Source organism: Armatimonadia bacterium, from assembly GCA_039679385.1.
Taxonomy (GTDB): Bacteria; Armatimonadota; Zipacnadia; order Zipacnadales; family JABUFB01; genus JAJFTQ01.
Window position 1 is genome coordinate 1 of sequence record JBDKVB010000176.1, and the last position, 23,742, is coordinate 23,742.

Sequence of the window (23,742 nt, forward strand, 5' to 3'; positions counted from 1 at the left end):
ACATCGAGATGATGGTCTTTAACCCGCTGCAGGCGACAGCCACCTCAAAGGTGTACTCCGGCAGGCGAATCGTCGTGCCCTCAACCTTCGTGGGTACCCCGATCGCCTGGGAGAAGCCGCCGCCGAGTTGGGCGCTGAAGAGCTGCATCGGCTGGGCGAACATGTCCACCAGCACACGCCCCAGTGGAACCCCGAAGGCCATGAAGGCCACCGGGAAGGTCGCTGCGCGGGCTACCGGCCAGCCCCAGAGCCAGATCACCGCTCCGTAGAGCGTGATCAGGAAGGCAAAGCCGGAAGCGAAGTTGACGTCCTTCCAGGTAGCGAGGAGGTGCAGCGCCAGACCGAGCACCATCACCCCTAGCCCCGGTGCCTGCCGCTCGCGAGGCAACGACTTGTACACGGGCAGTTGACGGTAAACGATGTACCCGCAGATGAGCGGGATCAGGAGGCCGTGACCGTAGTACTCGTCCCTCCACCACCGGTCGAGCATCCAGCCCAGATACTGCGCGAAGCACAACACCAGCGCTGCGCCGACAACATACGGGCCCCAGGATGGTGCAGACTGGGGCGCCTCGAGGGGTTCTTGCGGGGTTGTGGAGTCTTCCTGCATAGTCGCTCGGGAAGGTCGGCCGTGCTTGCTCAGGCCTGTTATCTGCGGTTATGTGCGACGGCGCCGGTGTGGCTCGTCCTCCCAGTACTCGCGCCGATGGTGCGAAGACAGGCCGCCTCCGAAGCGGAGGTAGTACAGCACGCCGATCAGGGCTCCGGCCAGCCCGAACCCCACGAAGATGGAAGCGCCCCCCATGCGCGTTAGAAAGGCCTCAACCATCGCCCCGACAGACTTGGCGATCGTCGCCCACGCCAGTCCCAGCCGCTCGCCCGGTGAGTCGGGTAGCTGTGTCCCCGGAGCGCTGCGCAGGGCCAGCATGCCAATGGCCGAGTTCGTCAGTGCCGCCAGCAGCACCGCCACGAGAATCCCGGCGCCCGCGTAACGCAGCATCTCGACCACGGTGGCACTGCGTCGGCGCTTGCGTCGCCTGACCTTCACCACACCACGCCAGTCAGACCCACAGGCCGGACAGACGTCCTCGTCGGGATACAGCTCCTCCCCGCAGAAGCACACTCGCGTCTGCCGTCTCCCGCACTCCGGGCAGCGACCGTCCGCGTCTAGCGGCACCCGGCACCAATAGCACTCGGTGTCGGGCGCAGCCTGCTCGTGGCCCTGATTGGCTTGCCCCGACATAGAGACCCGTCACCTACTCGTGGCACGGCCCAGACTCATCAACTGCGTCCTTGGAACTTGCCCGCGGTCGGAGCCCAACTAGGGCGTACTGCGTGAGGGCATTGCGGGTGCCTGCGAGCTGCCCGCTCCCTGACCGGACCCCTGCTGCTGGTACTGCTTCATGACGTCAGGCGGCAGATCCTGAGCAGCCGCGGGATTGGCGACGAAGAGGAGCCAGTCGCCCTCCGCAATGCGTTTGTACACCCGGTAGCCCTGGAAGTCGATATCGCCTCGGATGCCTTCCGTCCAGGCCGGTCCCCACTCTGCACGGGTCCGCTCCGCCCAGTCGTAGTTCTCGTCCACGACCTGTGGCGTCAGCAGCAGCCAGCGCACCTTGCCGACCTTGTCCTGCAGGTTCTTGAGGTCTGCCACGGTCTTGGGCAGCCAGATTGCGGGACGATCGGCGAACCAGGCGACGAGCCACGGGACGTCGGTGATGATCGGCCCGTTGGTCAGGCCTGCCACTTCCCGCACCGTTCCCTCAATCCGTGCCAGCCGCTCCGCCTCGGGTGTGGCGCCGCGGAAGAGCGTGAAGGTCAGCGGCAAGCACTGCAGAATCACCAGTGCCGCGACGCCGATCCCCATGTACCGCGCGTGCTCTCGTGGGGCCAGGTCACCCACCTTGGTGTCCATCAGGCGGAAGAACAGCCCAACGCCAATGACTCCGGCCACTGGACCCAGCGGTATCAGGAAGCGGTCCGAGGGTAGCACGAAGGCCGCCACCGTGAACACAGCCAGGTACATGAAATGCCACAAGTACCGCAGGCGCTCGAAGGTCGCACTCCCCAGGGTGACCAGCGAACCCACCAGGAAGAAGGGCGTGACAAACAGCCCGCCAATCGTCAGCAGCACCGGGTAGAGCGTTTCCACGTCGCTGCGGACCTTCTGGATGACCTCCATCGGCCGTGTGAAGGCGTAGCCGATCCAGCTTGGCACATCGGTGGTGAACTGGCGATAGAGGGTGTTGCCCGGGTGACTGCGGGTCATCATCACCGATTCGGCGCAGTGGAAGGTGAAGAAGGGGTTACCGGCAACCCGCACGTTCCGCACGCACCAGGGGAGGATGACCACGAAGAAGGCTGCCAGAAACAGGCCCAGTGTAGCGCCCCGTGTCCGGCGGTCTGTCGACAGGAGGATGAACACTAGGACCAGCGGCAGGATGATGGCCCACAGGTACTGTGTCAGGTAGACCAAGGCCATCAGTACTCCCGCAGCGACGGACAGATGCGGCCGCCAACGAGCCTTGCGAGAGAGGGTGTGTAGGGTCAGGAACAGGAGGCTCACCCACAGCGTCATCCAGGTGACCTCAAGCCCCGAGATCGAGTACCTCAGGTAAACAAGGCTGGTCGCGAACAGCGCCGAGCTCAGGATGCCGGTGCGCAGGTCGAATAGTTGCCAGCCCAGGAAGAACACCACCGGCACGCACAGCAGGAACCCCAGGCCACAGGACAGCGCCAGGGCCTTCCCCTTATCGCCCATCACGCGCATGAACAGCGACGCGATGTAGGGATGCAGTGGGGCGTAGGTCAGCTCCGGGTGCCCATCGATGCGAGTGTTGTGGGCAAGACTAAGCGGGCGGATCAGGTTGGTGGTGTACCCACGGCCCTGTGCCAGGTTCCAGGCCACTTGCCCGTAGTCCATGGCATTCACATTCGTGATGCCCTTGAACTGCCCCGCGTGGAAGACGAGGGTGAGGATAATGACAAACACTGCGGCCATGCCGACAATGCCGATGCGTCTGGATCGGGTCTGCCAAGATTGGACGGTGTCGATCTGCAACAAGCTCCCTCCCGGTATGCGTAGAGACACGCCAACCCCTGCGACCACATTCTAACACATCCGGCGACTTCCGCTCAACGCCGCGAAGATCTCGCGGACGACCTCGGCCGTCACCGGATCGGCTCCGGCCTTGCATCCGGCCCGCCCGGACCTTGAGCCAACCTGCAGCCGAGCAGCGGCGCCCTTCGGCCGTGCCTGACGAACACACAGCGCCCTCGGACCCTCAGGAGTTCCCCTCCGGTACCCACAACAAGACCCGCCGCCGAACGTCCAGTCGGCGTCGGGCCCCTCAATGCCCAGTAACACACCGGCTTAGCGGCCTCTCGTCCCGACCGGCACCGGCACGATCTCACCCCACGGACTGAGGGCGAAGTCGAGCGTGTACGTCTGCGAAGGCTGCAGGGCCAGGCTCCGGCTTTCGCCCATATAGCCCCACTTCGACACGCTCACCGTGCCCCTGCCGGAGGGGACGTTGAGTGTGTAGTGGCCGTTCGTGTCCGTCAGCGTCGCAAACACCTGCCACCAGAGGTCAGGTGGGTAGATGACCGAAGGGCCAGTGCCCGTCTGCGCGCCCTTCACACCCGGAAGGGTGATCGTGTCGGGGAGTATGATCGGGTCATCCGGCGGCTCAGGCTGCCAGGGCCGGTCCATGGTGACCTCGACCAGCGCCCCGGCCAGAGGTACCTGAGTGCCGTTTTCGTCCGCACCCGTAACGGTGCCCTGGATCGTCGCGATCCCCTCAGGGATGGAGGGCTCAAGGTGGAAGTCGGCCACGGCGGTGCATCCCGGCTCCACCCAGACGAACTGCTCTCCGGCCTCCAGTCCCGGCACCGCAACGGTCACCAGGTACGAGCCCGCCCTGACGGACTTCATCTGGTAGCTGCCGTCCTCGCCGGTGTAGGCCGTGTACTCCTCCCCCTCGGGCGGCGGGTAGATGAGCGCGGTGCCTTGCGAGCTACCGACGGCTCCCACGGTCGTCCCGCCCTTGTCGGCGAGGATCCACATCAGGTCGGAGCGGGCCACCACCTGGACGTTTGGCAGCGGGGTGAGAACCCCGTTCTCGAGCTTCATGACCATCCCAACGATCTGACCACCAAGCTCGAGGTCGATCGGCGGAAGGATCTCCGTCTCACCGGAGCTCAGGTCGAACTCAGCTCTCCCGCCGAGCATGCCGTCAGGACCAAGTACGTCGAGTACGTGCGTCCCGGGCGGGATGTTCGGAATGCGGAAGGAACCGTCGGACTGGATCGCCACCCCAAGGGCAAGGCCGTCCAGTGCCAGCTTGAGGTTGGCTGGATCGCTGCCGGCGAGGTTGACGCTTCCCGCCGCAGTCCCTACCTTGTTTGTGGTCATCGAGCTTCCGCCGCCGCATCCCGTGATGAGGGCGATCATCACCAGGAGCGCCGCCACTACCATACCAGCTCTACGCATGGCTGATCCCTGCCTAAGAGGATAGGATTGAGCGCACCCTTCCGGCCTCTCGGGAGCGGGCACGCACCCGCACCCCGGGTCCTGGAGGGCATCCTGGCCCGCTTCCGAAGCCCTGAACACCAAGGGCCTTACGCCCAAGATTCGCTTTCCCTCAGGGCCTTCCTGCAATCCCTGCCTGGGCCGGCAGGATTTTGCATCGCCAGGGCAGAATGCAACACCTGCGGCTCGCTACGACGTCCGGCGTGTCGGCATGAGTCTGAGAGCTACTGCGGAGGCCCCCCCATGGATGTGAGCAGTGCCGTCGTCATGGTCGCCCTGGTCATCGTCATCCCGGTCGTCGTCGTCGGAGGTGTGATCGGCCTGAGCGTCTGGCTGTGGCACCGGCGCAAGATCATGGCTCTCGAAGCCGAGCGGGACGAGCGCCAGGCGGAGGAAGACCGTCGGATACTGGGTCTGGGCTCCGACGCTACCACGGAGGCACACCTGCAGACCATCCTGGACCGCCTCGGGCGGGTCGAGAACCGGCTGGACAAGATAGAGGCTATGGACAATCTCCGTGCCGCCCAGAGCCGGACATCAATCCCCATCACACCTCCGAGCCAGGCCGCGGAACGTCGTCCTGATGAGGAGCAGAGCCAGCGCCTCTGAGGGCCCTTGGCACCGCAATCGTTATCACGGAATCAGTGAGCGGGACCCGTGGGGTAGAGGTTACCCTGGGTCCCGCTCTTCGTCTGTCTGACGGCCGCAGCTTCGTGCCTCGGCCAGCCCGTCGGACCGTCTCAGGCCCTACTTCACCTCGCCCTTCGCCCGCCAGTTCGTGGCCTGCAGGTTCGCCTCTCGCATCTGGCGCACGAGCGGCCATTTCACCCGGTCCGCCTCGGTGATCACCCCGAAGGCGTAGTGCTCGCCGTAGACCAGTTGGTCACCTCGCCCGGGCCCGCGTCCCGTGAGTGGCTGATCACGGAACATGAACCAGATCATGCCGACGCAGTAGGGGTCCTGCGAGGCCGCCTGCATCCACCGCACATAGAGCTCCCCGGCTTCCTGCTCACTGCTGCTGTTGGCGCCGTACCGGCCGAAGCCCCGTGTCCCGTCATACCAGGGCGGCATGGAGAACTCGCCGCACAGGGTTGGCTTGCCCGTCTCCTTCTGGAGCCGCGTCAGGCGCTCATCCGCATACTCCCGGTTGTAGCGGTCGTAGCCGATGACATCGCAGTGCCGGGCCGCGATCCGCCAGTCCTCCTCGTTCTGCCACCACCCCGGAACGATCCAGAACCCCAGGTACAGGTGGTTCGGATCGATGCCCTTCACGGTCTCGTAGACGGTCTGGTAGTAGCGGTCCTCGTACAGGCAGCGCATCTGCTCCAGGTCTGCTGCCGGAAGCGTGGGTGTCGCCGCATAGAGCCCCTCTCGATCGCTTGCCGTGACCTTCCAGGCCGCTGCTGCCTTGGCCACATCGTCACCGTAGGTCTGCGCGACGACGTAGTCGATCAGGGCCCGCTTGGCAGGGGTTGTGGCCGCCTTGCCCATCACGGCCGTGATCTCGTCGGCGTTGATGATCTCGTCATACTCATTGCCCAGAGACCAGCCCAGGACCAGCGGGTCCCTCAACCGTGGGGTCATCTGGCGTTGCAGGTCCTGCCGCAGCGCCTGGCAGACCGCCGGGTCAAAGACATCCGGGTGCTTCACAAGCCTCGGGGTGCCCCAGCGGCCGAGCACCGGCGTGCTCACCACTCCAGCCGGGCTGCTCCACTTGCCGCCACCGAAGCCCCAGGCCTTCAGCCGCCGGACCGCGCGTTCCGTGGCCTTCTCCGACCAGCCTTCCGGCCCGTACTTGCGAATCAGGTTGCAGGTGTACAGGCAGGCATACTCAGTGCCGTCCTGCGTGCCCCAGTTGTCCTTGGTCCAAGCCGCCGACCAGGGCGCCTCGTGCGGAGGCAGCCATTCATACAGAAACTCCCGATCCGTCACCGGCGTCGTCTCCCAGCCCTGTGCAGGTGCGGCAGAGACGCCCGTGAAGAAGCACGGGTTGCCCTCCGGACTGATCAGCCACCACTTCCCCTCGCGCTGGAGGACCCGGAAGTACCCGGTTCCCTTGTCCGTCCAGCCGGCCTTCAGGTACCCGCCATACTGGTCGAAGTCCGGCGACGGCGGCATCTTCGCAAGCTCGGCGTCCTCGGCGGCGATGTCGGCCTGAAGCTGATCGTCGCTGGTGACCTTCTCGGCGAAGTCCGCATATCTGCATTGGCCATACTTGTCGAGGTAGGGTGCCCAGCGTCGGACGTCCTTGAGGGCAAAGCGCAGGCTCACGTCGATGATGAGAGTGTCGCCCTCGCTGATCGTCAGCTCCGACCGTTGCGGCCTACCGGGCTCAAGAAACATGAGCCCCAGGGCCCGGTCCGGTGCACCACCGAAGGAGAACTCCTTGCGCAGAACCTCACCACCGTCACGCTGGATCGTCGCCGTGACCTTGTTCACGCATCCCAGCCAGTCACCCGGCGCTAGGGCAAAGGAGGGGCGATCGTTCATCTCAAGCGGCCCCTTCGCGATCTTCCAGGCACCGGCGACCTCGGCTACCTGTTTCCCCTCCAGGTAGACCTGCGAGCTCTTAGGCCCGAGCACTGCGCGAACCTGGTAATCGCGGTCCGGCACGAAGCCCGGCACATGCGACGAGAAACGCCAGGTGCTGCCGTCGGCGACGCCCAGGATCACCGGCAGCTTCTCAAGCGTGCTGCCCTCAAGGTCCAGGTAGAATCCGACCTTGTCTCCCCAACTGTACTGCGCGGCCAGGTAGAGACGACAGTTCGACTGGGCGCTCGCGCATCCCGTCAGACTCGCCACTAACGCCAGGACGGCCAGAACACGCATACTTCGTCACCCCTCATTTCGTGCCGGGCGCCTCTTGCTGCCGGTCCGACCTCTCCGGCGTCCAGAGCCGAGGCACCCGCACGCGAAGTGCTGCTATCCTGGACGGACTTCCCCGGCACCGTCGCCCTGTCCTTCCTCCGCTCAGAACCGAGGCCTGGCACCGGAACTCTTGCTCCTCCCTGATCAGGTGGGGAAGGGGCATCTCGTCCACAGGAGGAACAAACTCCGACAGCAGCGCGCTTCTCCCGTTCACGTTCCGAACCCTTCTGGAGGTCGTTGTCGAATGAAGCACGCAGTCTGGGCGCTCTTCCTGGCCCTGGTCACCAGTTGCACCTACGCACAGACCGAGGGTGTTCCCTGGACCCAGGACGCCACCGGCTGGCATGCCTCGACGCCCGTCTACGAGGTTCAGGTCACCCCGGAGGGGAACTGGCGCAGCCTCAAGGTGCTGGGCGTCGAGTACCTCGTCGGGCCACCGAAGATGGCCGCAGCCGGGTACTTCTTCCAGGACAAGGTTCTCAAGCTCCCCGAGTTGCAGCAGGTCGCTCCGGAGTCCCTCCTTGCTCAGAGTGACGTCGCCCGCCTTCGATGTGATCTCGGCCGGGAAGCCATGACCTGGACGCTGACCAACCTCAGCGCCAGGCGCCTCCTGTACATCCTCGTTCTGGACCCGGCCGTGACGGCTGTTCGTGACAGCAAGGGCCGCTTCACCAAGCCTCCGGTCTCGAACCAGTGGGCCGAATCGACCTGGTTCCGTGACGGCACGCGTCTGCAGATCAGCGGCAGCACCAAGCTCTGGGGCTGGATCGAGACCCGGCAGGTGTGGGAGCTCGACCTCGACCCCGGACAGACCAAACAGGTGACCTTCCAGATGGCAAGAGCCACAGATGAAGAGGTAACTCAAGCTTCCAACGTCAAGCCACCGGAGCCTCCCGCCGAGCCCGTGGGACCCATGTGGGACCTCCAGCGCTTCTCCAGGGCCCCGCAAGTCTACCCGGCCGAGGGATTCACGCCGCAGCTCCCCGAGCCCGGCAACCTCAAGGGCATCTTCTACGAAGGCATGCCCTTCGAGGGCAAGCCGACACGGGTCTTCGCCTGGCTCGGCATCCCCAAGACCGAACCCGGACAGAAGGTGCCGGGCATGGTTCTCGTCCACGGTGGCGGCGGCACCGCCTTCGAAGGATGGGTGAAGCGCTGGATGGACCGGGGCTACGCCGCGATCGCCATGGATACCTGCGGCTGCGTCGCCGGAGGCACCCACAGCAACCGCCCCCGCCATGACAAGGGCGGTCCGGCAGGCTGGGGAGGCTTCGACCAGATCGACTGGCCCCGCGAGGACCAGTGGACCTTCCATGCCATCGCGGACGTGCTGCTCGCCAATTCGCTGCTGCGCTCGCTGCCGGAGGTCGATGCCGACCGCATCGGCGTCACGGGGATCTCCTGGGGCGGCTACCTCACCAGCCTCGTCTCCGGCGTCGACACCCGGTTCCGCTTCGCGGCCCCGGTGTATGGCTGCGGCTACTACCTGGAGACGACCTTCGGAGACCGCCTCCGTGGTCTCGGCGCCGATCGTGCCGATCGCTGGATGCGGTGGTGGGACCCGTCGGTGTACCTCAAGGACAGCACGGTGCCTATGCTGTGGGTGACCGGCAGCAACGACTTCGCCTACTGGTTCCCGGCACTCCAGAAGTCCTACCGTACAGGCCGTGGTTCGCGCACACTGTGCGTACGCCTGCGAATGCCTCATGGTCAGGAGTCCGGCGAGACGCCCGAGGAGATCCGCGTCTTCGCCGACAGCCTCCTGAAGGGCGTCGACCCGCTGCCGCGAGTCACCGGCCAGGGACGCGACGGCGATCAGGTCTGGGCCACCTTCGACAGCAAGCACCCGCTCGGCAGAGCAGAGCTGAACTACACGAAGGACTCCGGCAAGTGGCCGGACCGCCGGTGGGAGTCCGTGCCGGCCAGAGTGGAAGGCGACAAGGTCACCGCCTCGCTTCCCGAAGGCACGACCACCTACTACCTGAACCTCTTCGACGACCGTGGCTGTGTCGTGAGCACTGAGCACGAAGAGCTTGCGCCGCCGAAGCCCTGACGACCACCGCCAACCAAAGCGGCCCGGGCGTCGTCTCCCCTAAGGCGGGTGACAGACAGCCCGGGCCTCTGCGTTCTATCAGTTGGTCGGTGCGCTACTTGTTGCCGATGAACTGGCCCTGCGCCCAGTCCGCGTGGTCGCAGTCGATCCCATCGCCGCCGTCCGTGGCCACGAGAACCAGTTCATCCACGCCCTCCAGCGGCACGCTTACCTGCTTCGCCGCCTGCTTGCCCCGCATCAGCCCACTGTCCCACACCTTGGCACCGTCCGCGAAGACCTGGAAGACCACTGTCCCGGCGCCGTTCTTCTCGTCGTCAACGCCCACCAGCGCCTCGAAACGTTGGTAGCGGTTGTCGAGCCGGTAGCGGATCTCACTGTTTGCGTGGGTGCCGAGGCCGTGCTCGTAGACCTTCCCCGCGATGCTGATCGGGTTGCTCTCAGCGCTCTTGCCCATGGTGAGCCGACCCCAGTCCTGCGTGCTGCTCTGGGGCTTGAGGTCCTGCAGTCTGGCATCCTGGGCCGTCCCTCGCGGTGAGGGTTGAGCCATGAACTCCCCAGCCGACACCCGAGCCGACTCACCGGTCCAGCCCACCGCAGCGATCTCATAGCGGTAGGTCTGGCCCTTGCCCGGCACGATGTCCGTAAGTTGCTGCTCCGCAGTCCGTCCGAGCGCCTCGCCGTTGCGGTAGACCACATACGCAAAGGCGTTCTCGCCCTGCCAGGTCAGGTGTGCCTGCCGACCGGTGCCCTCGACCTTTGCAGTGCGGACCGTCGGCGCTGCCGCTGCGAGGTTCGTCCGGGCGAACTTGGCCGACCAGGCTGCTTCCTGGTTCTGATCGCGGTTCAGCGTCAGCACGGCTACCGATCCCTCCGTGCGCACTCCCTCTCCCTGTGCCGTCCATCCCGGGGGAAGGCTGAAGCGCACTTCGTAGGGGTCTCCACCGACCACCGTACTGCGACCCGACCAGGTCAGCACCGCCGGGTCCCACTGCGCCGCGAGCAGGTCATCGGCGCCCTGGGTCAGATGCCGCGAGGTCCCCACCAGTTGCGGGTGGTCGGCGAAGGGCCGCACGGAGATGACCTTGCACGAAGAGGGCGGCAGTGACATCGTCAGCGCCCTATCGAAGGGGCCGACCAGCCGCTTGTTCCACACGTCATAGGCCAGGTAACTCCCCGCAGGCAGCCCCAGATCCGACGGCCCAAAGCTGATCTGCGCAGTGGAGGTCTCGTTCCAGTTGAACAGGGCGACCACGTCCCAGTCCCCGACTCCGGGCTTGCTGATCCGCAGGTCAAAGACCCGTGGCCGACCCTTCAGCGGATACAGCTCCATCGGCCGGATATCCGCCACCGGGAAGATCCGCCGGTATAGCTCCACGTTCTGCTCCGGCAGGTCGTACATGCGGTCACTGGCCATCAGAAGCTGCCCGGTGATTCCCAGTAAGGTCGCCCACACCTGGGCCTGATCGAAGCTCAGCGAGCTCCCCGCGTTGCCTCGCGGACGCACGCAGACCACGTCCGGATCGGTCCAGAAAGCGATGTGGTTCCTGTACAGTTGCGACATGGTGGAGCTGATAGCCGGCTGCATTCCCGACCAGTTCGGGCCGACGTCTCCGCCGATGCGGATGCCCTCGCAGTACCCGCAACTGTCGTACTGCCCGCCGCAGTTGAGCAGGAATCGGTCGGGGCCCATCACCGACTTGATGGCGTCGAGGCCAGCGCGGTACGCTTGGTCGGGCTCCATCTTGGGGTTCACCAACTGCGCACGGCCACGATCAGGAGCGCTCCGTGAGCCGCCCTGCCCGTCGATCTTGACGTAGTCGTACCCCCAGTCATCACAGAGCATCGTGAACAGGTCATGGAACCACTTCTGCCCCGCGGGCCCGGTCGGGTCGACGATATAGCGTCCCGTCCACTCGATGGCTACGTTGCCCGTCTTCGGGTCCGGCGTCTCGGTAATGCTGGTACCGTCGGCCCTGCGGATGTAGCGTTCGGGGTTCGCGCGGAACCGCTGCTCGTCACTATCGGCGAAGGGGATCAGCCAGATGCCCGGGCGGAACCCTCGCGCCCGGATCTCACTCGCAAGCCACTTCATCCCGTGCGGGAACTTGGTCTTCTCGGTCACGTACCAGTCGCGGTTCTCACCGCTGCCGTGACCGACTCCCTGCCAGCCGTCGTCAATCTGGACGTACTCGCACCCGAACTGCTTCAGGTTCTTCGCGAGCCAGTCGGTGTTCTTGATCATCTCGTCTTCGGTGATGCCCTGCCAGTAGATGTACCAGGAGCACCAGCCTGCCGGAGCCCGCTTGAAGGTGCTCTTGTCGAGCGGGCGGTACCACTTCATGCCCGGCTTGCTCTTTATGTAATCCTTGACGACCCGCACGGTGAGAGGCCCCTGCGCCGACACCCGGAAGCCCTTGCCGGTGTCTGTCAGCGCCAGTTCCTTGCCCTCAAAGGTGAGGGCCTCGTCCCGCTCGGGACTGAACAGCGAGTCGCACCGCGAGCTGCTCACACGGCCGATGCTAAGCTGCACCACGTCCGGATTCGCACCGGGGGTCAGCCGACACAGGAAGGCATCCGGTGCAGCCAGGACGTCGGCCGTTACCTTTCCCGTGGCCGGGACGAGGAATCCGTCGGCAGTCGCCTGCACGGGCGGTCTCGCTCCGCCCTCGACACTCAGATTCGCTAAGGGAAGCACTCCTGTCGCCTCCGTCTGTGCCTGCCCTGCCGTCGCAACAAGGCAGGTTGCGATGAGACATGCGAGGACGTAGTACCCGAAGGTCCGACCCGCCGCCGACTGCCGCAGGCTCACCATGCTGATCTCCTCCAACATGCGCCATTTCGGGAATGGTATACTCTGAAGGTCTGGGCGCCATGGCGTCTCGATCTTGCGCCACTCTTCCAGCGGCACTTTTCGCCGGTCAGCACGACCTTCCTCTATCTCTCTTTGCTCTCTCGGAGGCGTCGGACGATGGCCCAGGGACCAGCCCGCTCACCGCAGCCCAACCGACCCAACGTGCTGATCCTGATGACCGACCAGCACCGGGCCGATCTGATGACCTGCGCCGGGAGCGATCTGGTGCCCACTCCCTCCATCGACCGGATCGCAGCCCGGGGTGTCAGGTTCACCCATGCCTACTGTCCCTATCCCGTCTGCGTAGCTTCCCGCATGTCGCTGCTCACCGGGCTCTACGTCCATACCCATGGCGCCATCAACAACGTCGACCGCCTGGACTGGCGCTTCCGAACGATGGCGCACCACTTCGCCGACCACGGGTACTTGACGGCGCTGCTGGGCAAGATGCACTTCAACGACGCCCACAAGCACGGGTTCGAGTACTACCTGTCGATCAACGACTGGCTGATGTACCTGGGGCCCAAGGCCCAGCATTACGCGAACGAGATCGCCAACCATCCTCTCAGCCCCAACTTCTTCGACACGGTCGACGATGACGGAGCCGGGCTGCCGGACGTCTCCGGGCTATGGCGCGGTCAGAGTCCCTGGGTCGGCAAGGTTGCTCGCCACGACTTCCGCAGCATGGCCTCGGAGCTGGAGGCCGAGGACCACCTCGATGCCTTCCTGGCTCGCGAGACGGTCGATTTCCTGCGTCGCCACCGTGACCAGCCCTTCCTGTGCGTAGCCAGCTTCATGAAGCCGCATACGCCGCTCTATGCGCCTCGTGAGTGGGCGGCCAGGTACCCCGTCGAGTCGATAGAGCTCCCGCCGGTCGGCGACCTCAGCAGCTACCCGCCTCACCTCCAGAACCGCATCCGCCACATGCAGTCCCTCGACCCGCTACTGCGCAAAGCCCATCGCGCCGGGTACCTTGCCAACCTGGCCTTCGTGGACAAGTGCCTTGGGCAAGTGTACGACGCGCTGGAGGAGCTGGGCCTCGTCGAGAACACCCTCGTGGTCTACACCTCCGATCACGGCGAGATGAACGGCGACCACGGCCTGTTCCAGAAGTTCTGCCTCTTTGAGCCTTCGGTGCAGGTGCCGTTGATCCTCAGTCAACCCGGTCGCCTCCCTCAGGGCGCAGTGTGCGATGCCCTCACAGAGTACTTCGGGCTGTATCCCACGTTGGCGGAATTGGTCGGCCTGGAGCCGCCCACACGGACAGCACAAGTCCCCTTTGAGGGTGCGCCAGACCAGCTTGAGGCCACCAGCTTCGCGCCCCTCACTCTCAACCCAACCCTTCCGGGTCCTGAGGCGGTCTTCAGCGAGTACAATCTGCGGAGTGCCCTCTGCTCCTACATGGTGCGGACCCGGCGGCACAAGTACCTCCACAACCAGGGCACGCTGGATGAGCTCTACGACCACGAGGCCGACCCCGGTGAGACGCGCAACCTGGCCGGCGACTCCTCCTACGCCTCTGTCGTCTCCGAGTTGCGCGACCGGCTCTTTGCCTGGTACGACCCGGCTTCCAGTCCCTACCGTCCGCCGCAGTAACCCGACGCTGCGCCCTGGGCAAAGGAAAGGGGCTTCCCACCTGAACACGGCGGGAAGCCCCTTCTGCTTTTCTTCTTCTCCGGAGACGTCGCGTCGAGTGTCTGCGTCTCCTGTAGTGCCGTCGGTTAGTTCTCCCGCAGCAGGTCGCCGTCGATCACGGCCACCGAGTTCGCCTGCGGGCCCTTGCGAACCATGAGCGCCCGAGCGTGGGCTCGGTTTGCGCCGATCTGCAGGTCAGCCGGCGCCGAGGCGATGGCGATCTCGTCCACCTGGCCGTCGGCGAAGGTCACGCGGATCTGCGAGGCCAGCGGATTGGTGCCTGCGACCGTTTCGACCTTCGGCAGTTGCTTCGCGTCACTGAAGGGCGACAGCACAGCGCACAGCGTCGCCGGGAGAGTGGCGTGGTTGATGTAGGCAGCCACCGGAGACGGCTCTGCGGTGGCGCCGCCGGTCGGATACCAGCCCTTCCGCATCTCAAGGGCCGCGTCGTCCGCAGCGAGCACCTGGATGTTCATGTCGGTCGGGAAGGCGCTCCGAACGGCCTTGCCCTCGGTCTTCACCTCGACCAGCGGGAAGTGGAACAGGCGGGTCAGTTCATGCTGGCCGGTGCCGAAGACGTTGTCCACGACGACCCAGTAGTCCGGCTTTACCCACAACACGCTGCGCTGGTGCGTCAGGCCACCACCGGTGATTCGCCCGGCAGCGAACTCGGCCTCACGCGTCAGCTCCCAGGAGAGCACCTCCGGGTCGGACTGCGGCTGCTCTGCGCCGTCGATCATCAGGACATTGTGCGCCACACTCTTGCGCAGGTAGCTGCCCGAGAGCGGCTGGTCGTAGCTGTACATGCCCGAGTCGATCAGCAGGCTGCGTCCGGCATAGCACAGCACCTGTAGGCGGTCCTGGTGGCTGTGCCCGCCCCCCCAGGGGGCGCAGTCGAAGAACAGCGCCCGATCCTTCGCCTCCCAGCCGGTCCGCATCACGCAGTACTTGGCTGACGGCATCATCGACGAAGTAAAGCTTGGCGGCGCCGACTTCATGTTGGCGTACCGCTCGGCCGCGTCCAGACCGAAGAGCCAGATCCACCTCGCATCGGGGTCCTTGAGGCCCAGGTAGCGCATGTCTGGGCGATTGTACAGCAGCGCACCGGTAGCCATGGACCCGGCGCAGCTGCCACCCGTTCCGGCGTCACCCAGAGGCGGGAACCAGCCGTGGCCCATGCTGATATCCATCAGGAACTCGTACATTTTCTCGTGACGGTCCATCAGCCCCGGAATCTCGTAGCCGTTGTTCTTGGCCACCGTGGCTACGCGCAGGAACTGCTCCATTACCCAGCCGTGGTAGCCGGGCGTAACCTCATGATGCGCGCCGTCCGGGTACACGTCCTGGTTCATGTGCTCGACCAAGTACTTGAAGGCCCGATCGCGCCAGCCGGCCGACTCCTTGAACTCCGGCAGCATGATCCCGATCTCCGCCAGCCCCGTGCACTCGACGACCTGCCAGTTCCCGTAGTTGAAGCGCGTCTCGGCTGAGTACAGGTATCGTCCGTGCTCCACGAGCGACTTCGTCATCTGGTACTTGGCCTCGGCATCGAAGGCCGGGGCGTCCATGAACAGCTCCATGAAGTCGAACCAGTTGTCGCCGCGAATCCCGGCCTCCAGCGTCCGCCACACACTGCCCCGGGTGCCACGTGAGTTCGTAACCCGCGCCGGAACCGGGTTCTTCGCCACCCAGTTCTCGAGCATGTAGGCGAAGTCCTCGGGGTAGGCCTTGTCGCCGGTCCCCCAGTAGGCGTATCCGAGGTTCCTCCAGTACTCGAAGCGGCTCAGCACATGGGTCCACTCCACCGGCCCCTGCAGCCACTCCACGTCCTTCTCAAGCTTCTTGCGCACTCCCAGCCAGTTGAAGTCGCGGGCCAGCACCTGGTCGGCAGAACCCTTGTACCGGGCGAAGCCGCCATACTGCTTGTCGTACACCTCGCAGATCCGCTGCTTGTCGCGGTGTGACCACAGCCAGCGCGGCGAAGTTCGATTGCTCAGGTGGTTCGCCCAGGCCTGCTTGGCGGCTTTCCAGTCCTTGGCCTCGACGGCCTTGCGCACCTCAGCCAACTCGGGGCGCTGCAGGTCCATCAGCGAGAAGAAGTCGGCCTCGTCGCCGACCGCCTTCACGCGACCCGGTGCATCGGGTGCTTCCACGATTGCCTCTCCTTCGGGCTCGGTCGTCAGCCGTATGTCGCCAATCAGGAAGACGCCCTTGTTCGGCTTGCCTTCGGCCGGCGTGAGCGAGAGGTTGAACTGCTCCACCCCCGCGGCGAGCATCGGGAGGTTCTCGAAGTCTGCCAGCGGCGTATAGAGCTGGCGCCAGCCGGTGAAGTTGAGGGCGATCGACCGGTAGGGCGCACTCGTGGACTGCTCGCCGAACTGGTTGGAGCCCTCCTGGGGCACGTTGCGAATCAGGATCGGCATCAGGATTGCTCCTGACCCGTCCCCCTTAATCCAGAAACTGAGATAGCGGTAGGGGCGCACGTCGATGCCCTTCTGCACGACTGCACGCACCCAATCGTAGCCGGGCGGTTTGGTGAGGTCATAGGTCATCTGCACGGCCTTGACCTGCTTGCCCTCCCGCTCGGTCTCAATCAGTTTGTGACCCGTGAGCTTCGAGCGCCAGGCGACGGCAGCATCCTCGGCTCCGGTCAGGACCACCGGCTTTGCCTCCTCTGCAAGACCCAGAGAGGTCCAGGTCAGCGCGAGGCAGGCCATGAAGAGCAACATCAGGCATCTTCCTTCCAGGGATAGACTGTCTGGACGTCATGTGTCTCTTCGCCCCGAAAACCACAAGGGCCTTCCCTCCTCGGAAGGGGAAGGACTGTCTGTCTCATGGGGCGAAAGGCCTGACGCCAGAGAACAGTGGAAGGTTCTCTGTGGTGTGCGCACGCGGGCGGAGAACCCTTCAGCCGCCCTGGACGAGTTGCGCAAGGTCGGCACCTATCCGTTGAGGTAGACTGCTGTTCCCGCCAACCAAGGACAGACCTCCGATAGTACCAGTATGAAAGGGGAATCGTTGTGCAGCGTACTTGCCCGTGGCTCCTGCTGGTCGTGTTGACGCTCCTGCTGACCTGTGGTATGGCCCAGGCCAACCTCTACCCCGACCCGAGCTTCGAAAGCAGTGGAAACTCGAGCGTGGCCCGCACGGGCCAGAAGTCGCTCTATCTGAAAGTGGAAGCCAAGAACCACTGGGCTTGCGTCGGCGGTGCCCTGACTGTCGAACCCTTCGCCAAGTACCGAGTCACCGAATGGGTGAAGGGCAACATCGGCAAGGGCGCCTTCTTCGCCCCCTACTGCTACCAGTGGAACAACTACGTGTGGCGGTTCTCAAACAGCAACACGATCAGGACCCTCAAGGACTGGACGCAGGTGAGCATGACCTTCATCTCACCGCATCCGACGATGAACCTGCATCCTCTGGCCTACATCGACGCAGAGAACTGCGAAGCCTGGGTGGACGACATCGTGGTCGAGAGGATCGCCGAACCTGCTCAGGCCATGGCCGAGCTGGCTGCCGAGAAGAACCCCGGTCCTGACACCATCGAGACCCTGGCTCGCTGGTACGTAGCCCAGGGCAACCTGGCCGAGGTCGATCGCCTGCTGAAGTCGGCGCCGGAGCGCCTTACCCGCGCCGATCTCGCTTGTCTCCTCGCACAAAAGACTCCCGACCTCACCCAGCGTCGTCCCTACGTCGTCACGATGGTGGCCTCCGCTGCTCTGGTCTACAACGACGGCAAGAAGCGCTTTGACGAGGTCACCGTCGGCTACACTCCGGCTCAGCGTCTCGACATCGCCACCGATGCGGTGCGGCTCAGCCCGCAGGACTCGGAAGTGATTCGCTGCTACCGGATGATCGCCGAGGCGAATAGCCCCACTGCTGATGCTCTCCTGACGAGCCATGAGGCCGTCGACGCCATCGGTGAGGGGCGCGAGGCGGTCAGGAAGCTCGCGAACATCGTGCCGGCCAATTCGGCTGCTGCGCGGGAGGTGGCCACTGCCATGGCCAGCCTGGACAAGAGCTATGCGGACGCTCAGAAGACCCTCGATGCCCTCGGCAGGTGCGTCGTGTCCATCGGTGGCAAGCCGCTTGCCCCGAGCACCCATGCCATCGTCATCCCCGACCGGGCGACCGCTCAGGAGTACCAGGCGGCCATGGACCTGCGACGCCACCTCGAGCTCATCACAGGTGCGGTCCTTCCCGTGTGGTACGAGCACAGCCTCGGGGACAGGACGCCCCTCCTCGTGGGGAACTGCAAGCTGACCAGGCAGTTGGCCCCGAGCGTCGACCTGCCGAGCCTTGGTCTCGAAGGCATCCACCTCAAGACCGTCGGACCGGCCCTGATCCTTGCCGGGAATCAGCGGGGCGTGCTGTACGCGGTCTACACCTTCCTTGAGGACTACCTGAACTGCCGCTGGTTCGCGCCGGGCTGCTCGAAGTGGCCGACCTCCGGCACCTTCGCCCTCTCCGGAATCGACAAACGCTTCATCCCGGCGCTGGAGTACCGAGGCACCGACTACCCCAGTTCACGAGACGCTGACTGGGCGGTCCGGAACAAGTACAACGGGCAGTCACACAACACCGGCTTCGAGCGCGGTGGCAACATCCGCTATCGCGGCTTCGTCCACACCTTCAAGTATCTGGTCCCGCCCGAGATCTACTACGCCGAGCACCCCGAGTACTACTCGGAGATCAAGGGCAAGCGGATCCCGCCGGACCGCACGCAGCTCTGCCTGACCAACCCCGACGTTCTGCGCATCGCCACTCAGACCGTCCGGCGCTGGATCGCCGAATCGCCCGACGCCTCGATCATCTCGGTCTCGCAAAACGACTGGCACAACTACTGCGAGTGCCCGAACTGCCGCAAGGTCGCTGAGGAAGAGGGCAGCGAGAGCGGTTCCCTGGTCCGCTTCGTCAACGCCATTGCCGACAACATCAAGGACGACTACCCCAACATCGCCATTGACACCCTGGCCTACCAGTACACCCGCAAGCCGCCGAAGATCACCCGGCCGCGTCCCAATGTGATCATCCGGCTGTGCAGCATCGAGTGCTGCTTCATCCACCCGCTGGAGAGCGATCCCTTCAACGCCTCCTTCGTCGACGACATCCGGGGCTGGAATCAGAAGTGCAACCGCCTGCACATCTGGGACTACGTGATCAACTACGCCCACTCGATCTGCCCCTTCCCGAACCTGTATGTCATCAAGCCCAACATCAACTTCTTCATCAACAACGGCGTCAAGGGCATCTACGAGGAAGCCTGCTACTACACCAAGGGCTCCGAGATGCAGGAGCTGCGCAGCTACCTGATGGCCAAGACGCTCTGGGATCCCTCCTACGACACCGACAAGGCTATCGATGAGTTCTGCGACGGCTTCTGGGGTCCCGCCGGTCGATATATCCGCCAGTACATCAACCTGGTCCATGAGCACGTCCAGAAGGACCCGAACCTGCACGTGCGCATCTACACTCACCCCAAGCAGTTCCTCACCCCTGAGCTCATCGGCCAGTGCCGCGTGCTGTTTGACAAGGCCGAGGCAGCGGTGAAGGACGACCCGACTCTCCTGCACCGCGTCCAGGTGGCGCGTCTGCCGATCATCTACACCGAGATCACCCTTGCGAGTGCCGGGGCCTTTGCCCAGAGTGGCGACCGGCTCGTGCAGCAGGGCGGAACCGATGTCACCGGTCTGGCCAAGCAGTTCGAGGAGATCGCCCGCGCGGAGGGTGTGACGCGGGTTCGTGAGGGTGGCACCGCCAACGACGTTGACGGCTGGCTCGCAACACTTCCGAAGCGCGCGGCCAACTACGAGATCAAGACCCTCCGCAACGACCTGCTGGAGGTCTCTGTGATCCCGGGGCTGGGCGGCCGCCTCTGGCGTGTTCGCTCCCTGCCGGGGAACCAGGACATGATCTACCTGGCGGGTTCGCCGAACGCCTACGACCCCACCACCGGCGGCTACGAGGAGTTCAGCGAGGGCGACTACCGCACTCCAGGCTGGAGTGAGCCATACAAGGTGATCGCCCAGAGCGCGAACAGCCTCACGCTGCAGGCAACCCTCTCCAACGGACTGCAGATCACCCGTCGCCTCGAGTTGGTGCCGGGCTCGGCCACGCTCAAGATCGCCTCGACCGTCACCAACACCACGAGCACCACGCGGAAGGCCGCTCTGCGCTGCCATCCGGAGTTCGCCGTGGGAACTACCGCCAAGACCAAAGTGCAGGTCGCCGTGGCCAACGGGACCATGCAGGACTACGACCTGGCCAATCCCGAGGACCCGAAGGCTGAGAAGGAACTGTGGTTCCGTGCGACCGACGTTCCCGCCGGAACCTGGCGCATCCTGGACCTCGACCGCGGCATGGTCATTACCGACCGCGTCAAGCCCGCGCAGGTGTCTCAGGCGCTGCTCAACTGGAACGGTGCGCAGTCACGGGTGAACCTCGAGCTCTTCGCGCCGTCCGTCAACCTCAACGCCGGGCAGTCCCAGACCCTGGAGCACGAGTACGAGTTCCAGCGCCTCAACAAGTAAGGCCACCAGACCGTCAGCCCACGCAACCACAGCGGGGCGCCCTTCCTTGGGCGCCCCGCTTTCCTAACTGGTGACTTGTACCCTCGCTCGTTCGCTACCGCGTCGCCTTCTCGTCCAGTATGATCGCCCCGGAGTTGATGCAGAAGCGCAGCCCCGTGGGTGGTGGCCCGTCGTCGAAGACATGACCCAGGTGCGCTCCACAGCGACCGCAGAGCACCTCGGTCCGCACCATCCCGTGACTGTGATCCGGCTGCCTGACAAGGGCGCTGTCCGCAGCAGGCTCCCAGAAGCTCGGCCAGCCACACCCGGCGTCGAACTTGGTGTCCGACCAAAACAGCGCGTTCCCGCAGGCGACGCACCGGTACAGTCCCGGCTTGCTGGTGCTCCAGTACCGGCCGCTGAAGGGCCGCTCGGTTCCCTTCTCCCGGGTGATGCGGTACTGCTCGGGCGTGAGAAGCCGGCGCCATTCCTCGTCGCTCTTGCTGACCTCGAAGCCCATCGGGGTCGTCCCTCCTTCGGCGACCTGTGTTAGGTCACCCAGCCTTCATGGGTTCGCAGATGGTCCCACAGCGACTTGCACCGGCGTGCTCCCGGAGGCCTCCTGTTTGCCCTCCGCGCTCATGACCCGGCAGATCAGCGTCCCCTGTCTAGGAGCTGTCGGCGTCCAGGGAACCGTGATGGTCTGCGATGCACCGGGGGCCAGCGCAGGCACCAACATCTCGCCGATCCAGCGGTTCGGATCGTAGTCCACGAGGCTGATCTCGACCGGGAGCTTCGTCGCCTTGCCATCACCGGTCACGATCTCCTCCGGCCGTGCCTGGCCGCCTCTAGTTGCGGTGAGCTGGAGGCGTGTCGGCTTGCGCGGGTCGATCTTCACCCACAGGTTCAGGCCGTCGCCGGTTCCGGCCTCTGCGAAGGTCTTCCAGTGGATGCGCCCGTTGCCCAGATCCTCGACGAGGTCGTCGCTCTCCAGATGAAACCCGGTCATGTAGTAGGCGCGGGCGTCCAGCACTCGCACTTCGCCCTCGCAGTCGCGGGCATCCTCTCCGCCGCCCCAGCGCACAAACACGTTCACCGTCTCGTCGTCCACCTTCCAGCGCCAGACCTGCAGGCCTGGTCGCGCCAGCAGCCCACCGATCCCCGAGGGCAGCGGCGGCTTCTCGCGGACAGTAACCCTCGCCGCCGGACCATCAAGCAGCACCTCCGCGGTGGCGGCTTCGGAGCGCACCTGTCCCGTGTTGGTCACTGTGGCCTGTATCGTGCTGCGGGTTCCGGCCACAGGCCCCGGCGTGCCGGGCATCACCTTGCTGACCTCCAGGTGGGGGAGAGGGCCGGTGTTGTGCACGAACACCGGCGACGACCATGCCAGTTGCCCATCGGTCTGGCGCGCCCGCACATAGAAGTAGCTCTCCGGACGGTCCAGCGCCGCAGGGACGAAGCTGAACTCGCAGTCGCGTCCGGTCGGGGTCTCGCTGCGGCACACCTTCCCGTCCCGCACCACTTCGACTGCCTCCAGCTTCGCCGTCCCATGCACCTCAATCGATAGCCGCGGTGGCTCCGCTGTGTCGAGGAGGCTACCCATCGGCTGATCGTTGGCGGTGAAGTCCATCACGATGTGGGCGCCGGTGGTTCCGTAGCAGCGTCGCGCCCGGAGCGCCTCGAAAAAGCCCTCGCGGTCGAAGGTCTTGGCATACACCGCTGCGAGGAAGCCCGCCTTGCCCGCATGGCCGGAGTGGTCGTCACTGGAGCACATGAACCCCAGACGCAGACCTCGATCTAGCGCATCCTGAGCGAACCCGCCCGGCAGCGAGGGCCCCATCGGCTTGTTGCCGCCATAGGGCCGAGGACCGCCCAAAACCTCCCCCGCGCCATGCTGTGAGCACATCTCCACCACAGGGATCAGCGTCGGGTCGATGCGCGTCCAGTCCGTCCCCCGCAGACCGATCGGATAGGCCGGATGGTGAGGGATGACGATGCAGTTCACGCCCTCCAGCATCTTGTACAGGTCCTCCGCTTCACCGCTTCGGGGTGCCCGGATCGGCTCGTCGTCTCGCAGGTAGTAGACGTTCTTGTCGCCGTGCTCCATGTTCGACAGTTCGTAGCCCAGGATCGAGACGAATCTGCCGGGCTCATTGTAGGTCTTGGCGGCTTGCTGAATCTGCGCCCATTCCTTCGGCGGGAAGTTGGGACCGGCGTGGTCGGCACAGGCGCAGAACTCGAGACCCGAGACATCCCGCGCGTACTCATACAGGCCCGTCACCGTTCCCGACCCATCGGCGGAGTGCTCGGTGTGGCAGTGCAGGTCGCCCCACAGCAGCCGGTACGGCGGCTCCTCGGCCAGCACCTCGACCGGGTTGGACTCGCCTGCCGGGAAGGTGCGGAGGAAGGGCTCCTCCGGCCCGACTCGGATCATGCAGACCTCATAGCTCGCTGCAACCTCGAACTGCCCCGGCTGCGGCGCCACGTACAGCCCCAGCGTCAGCATGTACTCGCCTGCAGGCACCTCGGCAGGGAACCCGCAGGTGTGCTCGTCGGTGATCTCCGTACCGGGCGTCCAGGCCTTCGTCGCGACGGCAGGCTCGTGATCCCAGTTCACGACGGCCTTGCCGGCCGCAGGTCGCCGCTCCAGATGGCAGGACATGCGGTAGTTGCGATTCGCCGCTGCCTCACCGGTACTACGCCAGGTGCTGAGGAGACGAATTGAGCTGCCGGGACGCACCGCGACCGCATCAATCTGCACCCTCACAAGCTCCGGTCGGAAACCAGGGTCGGCCTCGCTCGGAGTCACCTTGCCCGAGACAAGCTCCTTGAGTGTAGTCGGCTCCGCGGAGCCCTCGGACAGCAGCGGCTGCACCGAGACCCGCTGGATACCCGGCTTGCTGAACACCACTTCAACGGGAAGCGCCCCTCGTTGCCCCTCGGCGAAACGGGCGAGGACCGGTGCCGCCAGACCCGGCCCCGTCAGTCTCACCGGCGGAAGATTCTGGCTCGCCAGTTGGTTCCGAGCGTCGCTGGCCTCCACAATGACGCGCACGGGGCGTCCCACAACGGCCTGACTTGGGGCATTGACGGTCAGCCGTGACGCAACGCCACCAACCAGAGTCAGACGAGGGTACTCGGCCAGCGGTGCAAAGGTGCTGTCACCGTCGGAATCCGAGGACATCCTGACCGGCAGCCCCTCACCCTCAGCGCCCCGAATCTGACCGCCGGGGCCGCCGCCGGACTTGTCGCCATAGGTGATGACCAGGGCCGCCTGCGGGGACAGGCCAGGTGC

At 65.1% G+C, this 23,742-nt stretch carries 13 protein-coding genes; 4 read left to right on the plus strand and 9 right to left on the minus strand.

Annotated features, from left to right (window positions below; genetic code table 11):
- The 4 genes from ABFE16_20050 to ABFE16_20065 all read right to left on the minus strand — a co-directional run.
- A partial coding sequence (locus tag ABFE16_20050) for an exosortase/archaeosortase family protein (protein MEN6347593.1) occupies positions 1–610 on the minus strand: 610 nt, incomplete at its 3' end.
- Between the two features lie 48 nt (positions 611–658).
- Entirely contained in the window at positions 659–1,243 is a 585-nt protein-coding gene (locus tag ABFE16_20055; protein ID MEN6347594.1) for a hypothetical protein, read from the minus strand.
- A gap of 78 nt (positions 1,244–1,321) precedes the next feature.
- Positions 1,322–3,061, minus strand: a complete 1,740-nt coding sequence (locus ABFE16_20060; protein MEN6347595.1) for a glycosyltransferase family 39 protein — start codon at positions 3,059–3,061, stop codon at positions 1,322–1,324.
- Positions 3,062–3,373: 312 nt separating this feature from the next.
- Positions 3,374–4,492, minus strand: a complete 1,119-nt coding sequence (locus ABFE16_20065; GenBank protein MEN6347596.1) for a carboxypeptidase-like regulatory domain-containing protein — start codon at positions 4,490–4,492, stop codon at positions 3,374–3,376.
- Between the two features lie 282 nt (positions 4,493–4,774).
- On the opposite strand from ABFE16_20065, the gene ABFE16_20070 reads away from it, so the two are divergent.
- Positions 4,775–5,140: a hypothetical protein gene (locus ABFE16_20070; GenBank protein ID MEN6347597.1), complete on the plus strand. Its 366-nt coding sequence runs from the start codon at positions 4,775–4,777 to the stop codon at positions 5,138–5,140.
- Positions 5,141–5,278: 138 nt separating this feature from the next.
- On the opposite strand, the gene ABFE16_20075 is transcribed toward ABFE16_20070, so the two are convergent.
- Complete coding sequence (locus tag ABFE16_20075; protein MEN6347598.1) at positions 5,279–7,360, minus strand: glycosyl hydrolase; 2,082 nt, start codon at positions 7,358–7,360, stop codon at positions 5,279–5,281.
- Between the two features lie 283 nt (positions 7,361–7,643).
- On the opposite strand from ABFE16_20075, the gene ABFE16_20080 reads away from it, so the two are divergent.
- Positions 7,644–9,452, plus strand: coding sequence for an acetylxylan esterase (locus ABFE16_20080; protein MEN6347599.1), 1,809 nt, complete (start codon positions 7,644–7,646; stop codon positions 9,450–9,452).
- Positions 9,453–9,546: 94 nt separating this feature from the next.
- Here ABFE16_20080 and ABFE16_20085 read toward each other — a convergent pair whose 3' ends face one another.
- Complete coding sequence (locus tag ABFE16_20085; GenBank protein MEN6347600.1) at positions 9,547–12,264, minus strand: NPCBM/NEW2 domain-containing protein; 2,718 nt, start codon at positions 12,262–12,264, stop codon at positions 9,547–9,549.
- Positions 12,265–12,420: 156 nt separating this feature from the next.
- Here ABFE16_20085 and ABFE16_20090 point away from each other — a divergent pair, with 156 nt between their 5' ends.
- Positions 12,421–13,899 (plus strand): sulfatase-like hydrolase/transferase, encoded by a 1,479-nt coding sequence (locus tag ABFE16_20090; GenBank protein MEN6347601.1) that lies wholly within the window; start codon positions 12,421–12,423, stop codon positions 13,897–13,899.
- Between the two features lie 125 nt (positions 13,900–14,024).
- On the opposite strand, the gene ABFE16_20095 is transcribed toward ABFE16_20090, so the two are convergent.
- Positions 14,025–16,667 (minus strand): heparinase II/III family protein, encoded by a 2,643-nt coding sequence (locus tag ABFE16_20095; GenBank protein ID MEN6347602.1) that lies wholly within the window; start codon positions 16,665–16,667, stop codon positions 14,025–14,027.
- Positions 16,668–16,958: 291 nt separating this feature from the next.
- Between ABFE16_20095 and ABFE16_20100 the strand changes: the two genes are divergently transcribed.
- Entirely contained in the window at positions 16,959–20,468 is a 3,510-nt protein-coding gene (locus ABFE16_20100) for a DUF4838 domain-containing protein (protein MEN6347603.1), read from the plus strand.
- Positions 20,469–20,562: 94 nt separating this feature from the next.
- Here the strand turns inward: ABFE16_20100 and msrB are convergent, their stop codons facing one another.
- Positions 20,563–20,967, minus strand: coding sequence for a peptide-methionine (R)-S-oxide reductase MsrB (gene msrB, locus ABFE16_20105; protein ID MEN6347604.1), 405 nt, complete (start codon positions 20,965–20,967; stop codon positions 20,563–20,565).
- A gap of 45 nt (positions 20,968–21,012) precedes the next feature.
- Positions 21,013–23,742 (minus strand): CehA/McbA family metallohydrolase (locus tag ABFE16_20110; protein MEN6347605.1); only part of this gene is annotated, 2,730 nt, incomplete at its 5' end.

Excerpts from the sequence above, each read along its gene's own strand:
- ABFE16_20055 (MEN6347594.1), bottom strand. The coding sequence starts at position 1,243 with ATGTCGGGGCAAGCCAATCAGGGCCACGAGCAGGCTGCGCCCGACACC.
- ABFE16_20065 (MEN6347596.1), bottom strand. The coding sequence starts at position 4,492 with ATGCGTAGAGCTGGTATGGTAGTGGCGGCGCTCCTGGTGATGATCGCC.
- ABFE16_20070 (MEN6347597.1), top strand. The coding sequence starts at position 4,775 with ATGGATGTGAGCAGTGCCGTCGTCATGGTCGCCCTGGTCATCGTCATC.
- ABFE16_20075 (MEN6347598.1), bottom strand. The coding sequence starts at position 7,360 with ATGCGTGTTCTGGCCGTCCTGGCGTTAGTGGCGAGTCTGACGGGATGC.
- ABFE16_20080 (MEN6347599.1), top strand. The coding sequence starts at position 7,644 with ATGAAGCACGCAGTCTGGGCGCTCTTCCTGGCCCTGGTCACCAGTTGC.
- ABFE16_20085 (MEN6347600.1), bottom strand. The coding sequence starts at position 12,264 with ATGGTGAGCCTGCGGCAGTCGGCGGCGGGTCGGACCTTCGGGTACTAC.
- ABFE16_20090 (MEN6347601.1), top strand. The coding sequence starts at position 12,421 with ATGGCCCAGGGACCAGCCCGCTCACCGCAGCCCAACCGACCCAACGTG.
- ABFE16_20095 (MEN6347602.1), bottom strand. The coding sequence starts at position 16,667 with ATGTTGCTCTTCATGGCCTGCCTCGCGCTGACCTGGACCTCTCTGGGT.
- msrB (MEN6347604.1), bottom strand. The coding sequence starts at position 20,967 with ATGGGCTTCGAGGTCAGCAAGAGCGACGAGGAATGGCGCCGGCTTCTC.